1 pseudogene is annotated in these 709 nt (G+C 42.9%); it reads left to right on the top strand.

The features are described 5' to 3' along the window. Positions 1-458: 458 nt before the first annotated feature. A pseudogene (locus ACFINC_RS10795) lies at positions 459-709 on the top strand (hypothetical protein); the annotation flags it as partial.

Genomic DNA, 709 nt, shown 5'->3' with positions numbered 1-709 from the left:
AAGAAAAAGATCATACAAGATTGGCTTGCCTCCTTGGGACACCGGAAAGCAAAGCAAAAGAAATTGCACAGACTGTCAAGAACACCAGAGACGCACAATGTCAAATCCGCAACTTGAAAGTTAGCCGTTCCTCATCGCTGGCTCTTACCGGCTAAAAAGGAGCCTTTTTGCCTTCCAACAAAACGCTTGATCCCAATCATTTCATCGCGCTTACCCCACCAATTGTTTTAAAATGTTACAAAAAAATAGTCCTCACAATGGGTCCTATAATTTATTATAAGTTATTGATAAGATTTCACAAAAAAACTGTATAAAAGACATAAATCTCCACTACAGATCAATATGAATAGCGCGAAATCTTTGGCAGGCCATTCAATTCGATATCTTCTTTTGTCAAGATATCAAAAAAGTGGGGAATGCCCCAAAGAGGTTTTCTAAAATATTGAAAGGAAACAGCCATGAAAAAAAGCCACCCACAACAAGAACCTCAAAATCCACAAACCCAAAAGCCAGAGCCCCTCTACGCCCAAGTAGATAAATCACGCAGAAGAGGCGGTCCGCGCATCCTAAGCCCAGAAGAGATACAAGCAGCAAACAAAAGACAGCCTCTCCAAGAAGATCCCTACGACAGACCGAGGGGGAGAGAGCAAACGAATTCGCCCTACAACACACGGAGAATGGGAGCAGGTGGGTATGATACCCCCTCTCA

The organism is Bartonella sp. AP58NXGY (assembly GCF_042195785.1).
In the GTDB taxonomy this organism is placed as follows: domain Bacteria; phylum Pseudomonadota; class Alphaproteobacteria; order Rhizobiales; family Rhizobiaceae; genus Bartonella.
Note: the sequence above shows the minus strand (reverse complement) of the source record. Positions and strands in the feature narration are given on the sequence as shown.